Raw genomic sequence first — 1,060 nt, 5'->3', positions numbered from 1 at the left:
CAACGGCAGCTGGAGCACCACGGTCACGCTCAACAACGGCCAGAACTCGCTGACCGCGCGGGTGAGCGATGCGGCCGGCAATACCGCGACCAGCGGCGCGGTGGTCTACACGCTCAGCACCACCGGCCCGACGGTGACCGAGGCCCTGGTCGCCGACACCGGCACCTCAGTCACCGACCACGTCACCGCCAACCCGGCCGTAAGCGGCACCGGCCTCGCCAACACCATGGTGCACTTCATCATCGACGGCAGCCCGATCGTGGCAACCGTGACCACCGATGCGCAAGGCGTCTGGTCGTTTACGCCGAGCGGGCTGGCCGACGGACCACACACCATCGTAGCGAGTCAGACCGACACTTTTGGCAACACCGGCAGCGCATCGCTGAGCTTCACCCTGGACATGACGGCGCCCGCGGTCGCGATCACCAGCGCGGGCGGACCGGTCAACCAGGCCAGCCAGACCATCACCGGCACGGTCGGCGTCGCCGATGCCGGCACCACCGTCACCATCCTGGACGGCACCACCGCGATCGGCACCGCCATCGTGCAGAGCAACGGCAGCTGGAGCACCACGGTCACGCTCAACAACGGCCAGAACTCGCTGACCGCGCGGGTGAGCGATGCGGCCGGCAATACCGCGACCAGCGGCGCAGTGGTCTATACGCTCAGCACCACCGGCCCGACGGTGACCGAGGCCCTGGTCGCCGACACCGGCACCTCAGTCACCGACCACGTCACCGCCAACCCGGCCGTAAGCGGCACCGGCCTCGCCAACACCATGGTGCACTTCATCATCGACGGCAGCCCGATCGTGGCAACCGTGACCACCGATGCGCAAGGCGTCTGGTCGTTTACGCCGAGCGGGCTGGCCGACGGACCACACACCATCGTAGCGAGTCAGACCGACACTTTTGGCAACACCGGCAGCGCATCGCTGAGCTTCACCCTGGACATGACGGCGCCCGCGGTCGCGATCACCAGCGCGGGCGGACCGGTCAACCAGGCCAGCCAGACCATCACCGGCACGGTCGGCGTCGCCGATGCCGGCGCCACCGTCACC

Annotated in this window: 1 protein-coding gene; it reads left to right on the top strand. The window is 68.6% G+C overall.

Features of this window, described 5'->3' with window-relative positions; translation table 11 throughout:
* Positions 1-1,060: Ig-like domain-containing protein (locus IVA92_RS35345; RefSeq protein WP_247534678.1), on the top strand; the 1,060-nt coding region annotated here is incomplete at both ends.

The organism is Bradyrhizobium sp. 154, from assembly GCF_023073875.1.
Classification (GTDB): Bacteria; Pseudomonadota; Alphaproteobacteria; order Rhizobiales; family Xanthobacteraceae; genus Bradyrhizobium.
This window is presented reverse-complemented; position numbering and strand designations above follow the sequence as displayed.